The 8,836-nt window shown below is 61.3% G+C and carries 7 protein-coding genes; 5 read left to right on the forward strand and 2 right to left on the reverse strand.

Features of this window, described 5'->3' with window-relative positions; genetic code table 11:
• Window positions 1-8 precede the first annotated feature (8 nt).
• A complete protein-coding gene (locus MWU53_RS15400) occupies window positions 9-3,599 on the forward strand; it encodes a hydantoinase B/oxoprolinase family protein (protein WP_247094535.1) in 3,591 nt (1,196 codons plus the stop codon).
• 48 nt (window positions 3,600-3,647) lie between these two features.
• On the opposite strand, the gene MWU53_RS15405 is transcribed toward MWU53_RS15400, so the two are convergent.
• Window positions 3,648-4,619 carry a zinc ABC transporter substrate-binding protein gene (locus tag MWU53_RS15405; RefSeq protein WP_247094536.1) on the reverse strand — a complete coding sequence of 324 codons (972 nt, stop codon included), beginning with the start codon at window positions 4,617-4,619 and terminating at the stop codon, window positions 3,648-3,650.
• A gap of 76 nt (window positions 4,620-4,695) precedes the next feature.
• Here MWU53_RS15405 and MWU53_RS15410 point away from each other — a divergent pair, with 76 nt between their 5' ends.
• The 4 genes from MWU53_RS15410 to MWU53_RS15425 are packed head-to-tail and all read left to right on the forward strand — an operon-like array spanning window position 4,696 to window position 7,626.
• Window positions 4,696-5,184, forward strand: a complete 489-nt coding sequence (locus tag MWU53_RS15410) for a Fur family transcriptional regulator (protein WP_247094537.1) — start codon at window positions 4,696-4,698, stop codon at window positions 5,182-5,184.
• Window positions 5,181-5,960, forward strand: a complete 780-nt coding sequence (locus MWU53_RS15415; protein ID WP_247094539.1) for a metal ABC transporter ATP-binding protein — start codon at window positions 5,181-5,183, stop codon at window positions 5,958-5,960. Before MWU53_RS15410 ends, MWU53_RS15415 begins: the two co-directional genes overlap by 4 nt.
• Entirely contained in the window at window positions 5,950-6,747 is a 798-nt protein-coding gene (locus MWU53_RS15420) for a metal ABC transporter permease (protein WP_247094540.1), read from the forward strand. Before MWU53_RS15415 ends, MWU53_RS15420 begins: the two co-directional genes overlap by 11 nt.
• Window positions 6,748-6,759: 12 nt before the next feature.
• Complete coding sequence (locus MWU53_RS15425) at window positions 6,760-7,626, forward strand: phosphate acyltransferase (RefSeq protein ID WP_247094542.1); 867 nt, start codon at window positions 6,760-6,762, stop codon at window positions 7,624-7,626.
• 3 nt (window positions 7,627-7,629) lie between these two features.
• Here MWU53_RS15425 and pta read toward each other — a convergent pair whose 3' ends face one another.
• Window positions 7,630-8,634 carry a phosphate acetyltransferase gene (gene pta / locus MWU53_RS15430; RefSeq protein WP_247094544.1) on the reverse strand — a complete coding sequence of 335 codons (1,005 nt, stop codon included), beginning with the start codon at window positions 8,632-8,634 and terminating at the stop codon, window positions 7,630-7,632.
• Window positions 8,635-8,836: the final 202 nt, after the last annotated feature.

Genomic DNA, 8,836 nt, shown 5'->3' on the forward strand with positions numbered 1-8,836 from the left:
AGGCGCGCATGTCGGACAGCAAGTGGGAGTTCTGGGTGGATCGTGGCGGCACGTTCACCGACATTGTGGCGCGTGACCCAGAAGGCGGACTGCAAAGCCATAAGCTCCTCAGTGAAAACCCCGAACGCTACCCGGACGCTGCTGTGCAGGGTATCCGCGAGTTGTTGGGGCTTGAGCCCGGTCAGCCGATCCCGGACGGGGCGATTGCCTCGGTCAAGATGGGGACGACGGTGGCGACCAATGCGCTTTTGGAACGTAAGGGCGACGACACGCTGCTTCTGATTACCAAAGGCTTCGGAGATCTGCTGCGCATCGGCTATCAGACCCGTCCGCGCCTGTTCGACCTACATATCAAGCGCCCAGACCTGCTGTATGCAGAGGTCGAGGAAGTGGACGAGCGGTTGGACGCGGATGGCAATGTCTTGCGCGCCATTGATGAAGGCGCCGTTCGCGCGGTGCTGCAACGCCATTTCGATGCGGGAATTCGTGGTGTCGCCATCGCCTTCCTGCATGGCTATCTGAACCCGACCCACGAGGCGCAGGTGGCTCAGATCGCGTGCGAGATCGGCTATACGCAGGTGTCGGAAAGCCACGCGGTCTCGCGCCTGTCGAAGCTGGTCAGCAGGGGTGATACAACGGTGGTCGATGCTTATCTATCTCCCATCCTGCGCCGCTATGTGGATCAAGTCGCGGGGGCATTGGACATCGGCACGGCCTGTGACCGGCTTCTGTTTATGCAGTCGAACGGTGGCCTAACCGATGCCGCTATGTTCCAGGGCAAAGACGCGATCCTGTCTGGCCCGGCGGGTGGGATCGTCGGCATGGTCAAGACGGGCGAGGTTGCCGGGTATGATCACCTGATCGGGTTCGACATGGGCGGGACCTCGACCGATGTCAGCCACTACGCGGGCAGCTATGAACGCAGTTTCGAGACCGAGGTTGCGGGCGTGCGTATGCGCGCGCCTATGATGGAAATCCATACGGTTGCGGCGGGTGGTGGCTCGATCTGTCAGTTCCGCGATGGGCGCTTTCAAGTTGGGCCGGAAAGTGCTGGTGCCAATCCGGGGCCAGCCGCGTACCGTCGCGGCGGACCGCTGACGGTGACGGATTGCAACGTCATGCTGGGCCGCTTGCAGCCCGCTCATTTCCCGCATGTCTTCGGACCGAATGGCGATCAGCCGCTGGACGCGGATGTTGTGCGCCATAAGTTCGAAGCGCTGGCGCAAGACATCGCCACCGAGACCGGCCAACCCGCCCAGTCGCCCGAGGACGTGGCGCGTGGTTTCCTGCGCATTGCCGTCGACAACATGGCCAACGCGATCAAGAAAATCAGCGTCGAACGCGGCCATGATGTGACGCGTTACGTGCTGCAATGTTTTGGCGGGGCCGGTGGGCAGCATGCCTGTCTGGTTGCCGATGCGCTGGGTATGAAGACGGTATTCCTGCACCCCTTCGCGGGCGTCTTGTCCGCTTACGGCATGGGGCTGGCTGAAATCCGCGCCCTGCGGCAAGAGCAGTTCGACGCGGCGCTGGATGTCGAGGACGAGGCCGCGTCACGGTTGCAGGCCTTGGCGGCGGACGCACAGGCCGAGGTCGCCAAGCAGGGCGTCACCGACATTCAAATCGAGCGTATCGCGCATCTACGCTATGACGGCTCGCATCAGGCGTTAGAGGTGCCGTTTGGCGATGCCGCGCAGATGCGCGCGGATTTCGAAGCAGCGCATGAGGCGCGCTTTGGCTTCCACTCTCCCGAACGTGCGATCCTGTTCGAGGTGCTGGCCGTTGAGGCGATCGGAACATCGGGCGAAGCGCCGCGCGGGCATGTCACCATCGGCAATGACCAACCTGATGACACCGTGCAGCTGTGCACCGAAGAGGGCTGGCAGAACGTCCCCCTATACGACCGCGCGAACCTGTCGGCCGAGGCCCGCATTCCCGGCCCAGCGATCATCCGCGAGACCACAGGCACCAACATGATCGAACCGGGTTGGCAGGCGCGCCAAGACGCGCATGGGAACCTGATCCTCGAACGGGTCGCCATGCTTGCCCGCGACCACGCGGCTGGGACGGATGTAGATCCGGTGCTGCTGGAGGTCTTCAACAACCTTTTCATGTCGGTGGCTGACCAGATGGGCGCGACGCTGGCCAATACCTCGTGGTCGGTAAATATCAAGGAACGTCTGGATTTCTCTTGCGCGATCTTTGATGTATCGGGCGATCTGGTCGCGAACGCACCGCATGTGCCGGTGCATCTGGGATCCATGTCCGACAGCATCCGCACGGTGATGCGCGACAACGCAGGACAGGTAAAGCCGGGCGACGCGTTTGTGCTGAACAGCCCCTTCAACGGCGGCACCCACTTGCCGGATGTGACCGTCGTGACGCCGGTCTTCGTGGGCGACAGCATCGCCTTCTGGCTGGGCTCTCGTGGCCACCACGCCGATATTGGAGGGCGCACGCCGGGCTCTGGCCCGCCCGACAGCACGCATATCGAACACGAAGGCGTGCTGATCGAGAACACGCGTCTGGTGGCCGAAGGGCAGCTGCTTGAGGACGATATGCGCGCGCTGCTGGCCTCGGGCCGGTATCCCTGCCGAAACATCGACCAGAATATGGCGGACCTAAAGGCGCAGGTTGCTGCGAACGAGACCGGGCGGCAGGCGTTGTTGGGTGTGGTGGACCACTATGGCTTGGGTATTGTGCAGGCTTACATGGGCCATGTGCAGGCCAACGCGGAAGAAAGCGTGCGCCGCGTGATTGATCGTCTGCGCGATGGGGCGTTCACCTATCCGATGGATGGTGGGTCCGAAATTCACGTCGCCGTCAGCGTCGATAAGGGGTCGCGCTCGGCCACGGTGGATTTCACCGGGACATCGGACCAGCAAGCGGGCAACTATAACGCGCCCCTGTCGATCAGCCGCGCCGTGGTGCTTTATGTGTTCCGCACGCTGGTGGGCGCGGATATCCCGCTGAACGAAGGTTGTTTGGCACCACTGAATATCATCGTGCCCGAAGGCTCTATGCTGAACCCGCGCTATCCGGCGGCGGTGATTTCCGGCAATACCGAGGTCAGTCAGGCCGCCTGTAACGCGCTTTATGGGGCACTTGGTGTGATCGCTGGATCGCAAGGCACGATGAATAATTTCATCTGGGGGAATGAGGCCTTCCAGAACTATGAAACCATCGCAGGCGGCACCGGGGCGGGGCCGGGTTTTGACGGGTGTGACGGGGTGCAAAGCCACATGACCAACACCCGCATGACCGATCCCGAGATCTTGGAAAAGCGCTTCCCGGTACGGCTCGAGGCGTTCACGCTGCGGGCAGGCTCTGGCGGGGCGGGGCAGTGGCGTGGCGGCGACGGGGTTGTACGGCGGCTGCGGTTCCTTGAGCCCGTGACGGTGACGACGCTAAGCTCTCACCGTGTGGTGCCACCCTTCGGAGGCGCCGGTGGGAGGCCCGGTGAAGTGGGCGTCAACACGGCCGAAAAGGCCGATGGCACCCGCATTCCGATGCCGGGCAACGGCGAGGTCGCGCTGAACCCCGGTGATCTGTTCGAGATGTGCACACCCGGAGGAGGTGGCTGGGGAGACCCTGCCTAACTCTTTGATGCAAAAGAAAACGGGCGCCACGTCGGCGCCCGTTTCTGTTTACTTGCCTTCCAGACAGGTGGCGATTGTCTCCGCCGTGCTCCACATCAGGTTCTCATAGAGCATCGGGCCAATTTCAATTGTCGATCCGCCGGGGTCCAGTACTGCAGTGCCCGCGCCAGCGCTCTTCGCCAGCTCAAGCACCTGCGTTTCACCCTGCGCCGGCTCTGAGAAGATGCAGGACACGTCGCCATGTTCGATCCGCTCGGCGATTTCAGCCAACTGCGCGGCCGAGGGCGTCGCTGCGTCTCCTTCGCGGATGGATCCAAGATTGTTCAGCTTGAAGTGATCCGTGAAATAGCCAAGCGCATCGTGGAACAGGACGAACCCTTTGGCTTGCACCGGAGCAAGCCTTGCCTGAATGCGGCTGTCCAGCGCGGCGATGCTCTCTTGCGCCATATGGGCGTTCTCGTGATAGCGTGCAGCGTTCTCGGGGTCCAGTTCTGCCAGCTCTTCGGCAATGGCCTCAAGCCACACTTGTGCGTTCAGGGGCGACAACCAAGCGTGTGGATCGACACCTTCGACATGCGCATCGCTTTCATGATCATCGTGTGTTTCATGGTCGTCTTGGTTGTGATCATCATGGTCGTGATCATCATGCTTTTCGCCGTCATGCGCGTCGTGTTCGTGATCATGTCCTCCTTCGCGCAACACTGTTCCCGCCGCGGATAACAGCGCCAGGCTGTGACCCAGCGATGCCCCATCGACTGCCCGCTCTAGCCACGGGGTCATGGCCGGACCAACCCAGATCAGCAGATCAGCATCCGACAAGGATCGCATCTGGGATGGGCGCAACTGGAACCCATGCGGATCTGCGCCTTGGGGCAGAAGCAACTCCGGCGCGCCTACGCCGTCCATCACCTGCGCGGCAAGCGAATGGATGGGGGCGAAATCGGTCACGACGTTCGGCGTTTCTGCCATCAGCAACGACGGGCTAAGGCACAGCGCAATCGTGGTGCGGGTCAGGGTCATCGGGGCTTGCTCCGGGATTTGTAATGTTATATCATTTAATGAAGGTGATAATATTACACAACTCAGGTGTCAACCCATGTCGGATCCCGCCAGCGCGTTTCACAGTCATGACCATTCCACATGCTCCAGCGAAGCGCTGACCCGCGCCGAAGAGATCTGCCGCGAGGCAGGTGCTCGGTTGACGCCGGTCCGACGCCGCACGTTGGAAATCCTTCTGGAAGAACACCGGGCGATGGGGGCCTATGATGTTCTAGAGCGTCTGGCCGAAGATGGGTTCGGAAGCCAGCCCCCTGTTGCCTATCGGGCCTTGGAATTCCTTGTGGATCAAGGGCTTGCCCACCGTATCCGGAGACTGAATGCTTTCGCCGCGTGCACGAATTTCGAGCGTGACCACGCGCCTGCTTTCTTTATCTGCAAGACCTGCAAGGCCGTGGCCGAGATACCGGCAACAGCGCTGCGCACAATGATCAACGACGCCGGGGCGAAAATGGGATTTGCCGTCGAGCGTGCTAATGTCGAAGCCTTAGGCCTTTGCCCCTCTTGTCAGGATGAGGCCGCCGCATGACATTGATCGAGGCCAAAGACCTGACCGTGCGCCACGGAGCGCAATTGGTTCTGGACCGGGTCAATATCTCGGTTGCGCCGGGCGAGATCGTCACCATTGTTGGCCCCAACGGATCGGGCAAGACATCGCTTCTGCGCGCGCTTCTGGGGCTGACGCCTTCCAAGGGGAAGGTCACGCGGAATGCGGGGCTGGTGGTTGGCTACGTTCCTCAGAAGCTGGCGCTGGACCCAACCCTGCCGCTGCCCGTGCGCAGCTTTCTGAACCTACCAACATCACATACATCTCAGCAGATCGCCGATATGCTGGATCGTGTCGGCGTGCCGGGGATCGAAACGCGCCAAGTGGCGGATCTGTCCGGCGGCCAATTGCAGCGCGTTCTTTTGGCGCGCGCCTTGTTGGAGACCCCTGATATCCTGATTCTGGACGAACCGACGCAAGGGCTGGACCAGATGGGCGAGGCCGGGTTTTATCGCCTGATCGAGGATGTGCGCCGCGACACAGGCGTCGCGGTCCTGATGGTCTCGCATGATCTGCACGTGGTGATGAGCGCCTCGGACCGGGTGATCTGCCTGAATGGCCATATCTGCTGCGAGGGCAAGCCCCACGTAGTGCAGAACGCCCCCGAATATCGCGCGCTGTTTGGCCACGGCACGCAAGGCGCGCTGGCCTTGTATCAGCACGCGCATGATCATGATCATGATTGCGGGCATGACCACGGCCATGATCACCATCACGCTCACGACACAGCGACGGACGAGGTTGAACATGCTGGATGATTTCCTTGTACGTGCGGTGCTGGCGGGGTTCGGCCTGTCCATCGCAACGGGTCCTCTGGGCGCTTTTGTCGTGTGGCGACGGATGGCCTATTTCGGAGACGCCACGGCCCATGCCGCCATTCTAGGGGTGGCCCTTGCCTTGATCTTTTCGCTACCGATCAGCCTTGGCACATTGATCGTCGCCTTGGCTATGGCAGGTGCGATCAGCTTGATGATGGCGCAGGGGCAGTCGCCCGACAGCGGGCTGGGCGTGTTGTCTTTCGGGGCGCTTGCGACGGGTCTGGTCGCGATTTCCTTTGTGCCCAAAGTACGGGTTGATCTGTCCGCCTATCTGTTCGGAGATATCCTGACCGTCACCCGTTCCGATCTGTTGTTGATTTGGGGCGGTGCTGGCCTGATTGCCGTAGTGATTGCGTGGCGCTGGTCCAAGTTGCTGCTGTCCACGCTCAGCGCGGATTTGGCGGCGGCGTCCGGAGTGAAACCGCACCGCGAAAGCCTTGTCATCACGGTGTCCATCGCCCTTGTGGTGGCGGTGTCGTTGAAGGTCGTGGGCGCGCTTCTGGTCTCGGCCATGCTGATTATCCCGGCAACCGCTGCCCGTCGTGTGTCGTCGTCTCCGGTGCAGATGGTCCTTGCCGCGGTTATGGTCAGTTGGGTGGCCAGCGGGGCAGGGCTTTGGGCGTCGCTTCGGCTTGATACACCTGCGGGTCCGTCGATCATCGTCGCAGCAGCGTTGATCTTTGTACTGACTACCGGCTATAGGACAATCCGCACCCCATCCGCTTGATAGGACAGCTTTATGACGGCCACGCTGGATCGCGCCTTCTCGATCGCCGCAAAGCGCAAACCGCGCGTTGTCTTTCCCGAGATGGAAGATTCACGTATTTCCGAGGCCGCCGCGCGGTTGCAGGCCGACGGCTTGGCCCAGCCAGTTACGCTTGTCGAGCGGTCCCAACATCATGTGGAGGCACTGACCTCGAACCGGGCGATGCGCAGTTCTATTGCCAGTCGGTTGCTGCAACGGCCCCTTATGCGCGCGGCCGCCATGGTTGCGACGGGCGAGGCCGACTTGATGGTTGCAGGGGCCATTGCCCCCACCCGTCGCGTGATCGAGGCCGCGTCGATGGTGATCGGGCTGGAAGAGGGCATCCAAACCCCGTCCAGCTATTTCCTGATGGTTCTTCCGGATGGGCAAGAGTTTATCTTTTCCGACTGCGCGGTGAATGTTGCGCCGACAGCGGGGGAACTGGCGGATATCGCCACGACAAGTGCCAAAACGGCGAAGTCCCTACTGGGTCGGGCAGATGTCGCGCTTCTGTCCTTCTCGACCGGGTACTCCGGCGCAGGAGAAAGCGTCGAGAAGGTGCGCGAGGCGGCCTTTGTTACGGGGTTTCCCGGCCCGATACAGGCGGACGCTGCCTTGGATATTGTGACGGCGCAGAAGAAACAGGCGGCGATGGATCGACGCGCCAATGTGCTGATTTTCCCGGATCTGGATGCGGGCAACATTGCTTACAAGCTGTTGGTGCAACTGGCCGGCGCCAAAGCTTATGGCCCGATCCTTCAAGGCTTCCGAAAACCGATCTGTGATCTAAGCCGCGGCGCAACTGTAGACGAGATCGTAGCTGCGACAGTTCTGTCGATCGCGGGCTCGGACGGGCAATAGAGGCTATTCGTTGTCGCTGGCTTGTGCGGCGGTGACAGCAATCATGTGCAGGATATCCTCGGATGAACATCCGCGTGACAGGTCGTTGGCCGGTTTGGCCAACCCCTGAAGGATCGGCCCAATCGCCTCGGCCCCGCCCATGCGTTGGGCGATCTTATAGGCGATGTTTCCGCTTTCCAGATTGGGAAAGATGAAGATATTTGCGTTGCCGTGAAGGGGGCTATCTTCGGCTTTGCGCGCTGCCACGTCTGGGTCGAACGCCGCATCGAATTGCAGTTCGCCGTCAATAATCAGATCCGGTGCGCGGGTGCGGGCGGTTTCGGTTGCGGCCACGACCTTGGATACCGCGTCGTGTTCCGCACTGCCATGGGTCGAGAAGGACAGCATGGCCACTCGGGGAGTTTCGCCGATCAGGCGCTCGAACGAATGTGCCGAACTAAGGGCGATCTGGGCCATTTCGTCGGCGGACGGATCCACCACCAACCCGCTATCGGCAAAGATCATCGCGCCCTTGCGATCGTGGTGTTCCTTGCAGAACAGCATAAGGAAAAAGGAAGACACCAGACTTGTGTCCGGTTTGGTGCCGATGATCTGAATGGCCGCGCGTACGATGTCGGCCGTGGTCGCAACGGCGCCGCCGACTGTGCCATCTGCATGGCCCGATTTCACCAGAAGGGCCGCAAAGATGTGAGGCAGGTCCACGGCTGCCTGCGCATCCTCGAGGCTGACCCCCTTATGCTTACGCAGGTCGTGATACAGCGCAGCCAGTTCATCTCGAAGTGGCGAGGATGCCGGGTCGTAGATTTCGATTCCGTCGAGGATCTCAAGACCCTGAGCGGAAAATTCGGCTTGAATGGCGGCGGTGGTCCCAACAAGACCAATGCGCGCAATCCCTTGTGTGACCGCCTGATGCCCCGCGGTCACGGCGCGCGGGTCGCTGCCTTCGGACAAGATGATCCGCAGATTGGTGCGGGCCGCGTTTCTCAGAAGGGTTTCAAGCGGTTTCATCAGGGCCTCGGGATCAAGGAGGGGCCGGAATTATCCCAGCCCAATGTCCGGGCGCGAGGGATCCCCGCGCCCGGGAGGGTTCATCAAACCTGTTGCGGTTTCATGTCGTCTTTGCTGATGCCAGCGACTTTGACGGGTTTTTTCATCGCGTCGCGGCGGAAGGGTTCGCCCAGTTCCTGGTTGATCATCGCTTCGATCAGGG

The organism is Aliiroseovarius sp. S1123, assembly GCF_023015885.1.
Lineage (GTDB): Bacteria > Pseudomonadota > Alphaproteobacteria > Rhodobacterales > Rhodobacteraceae > Aliiroseovarius.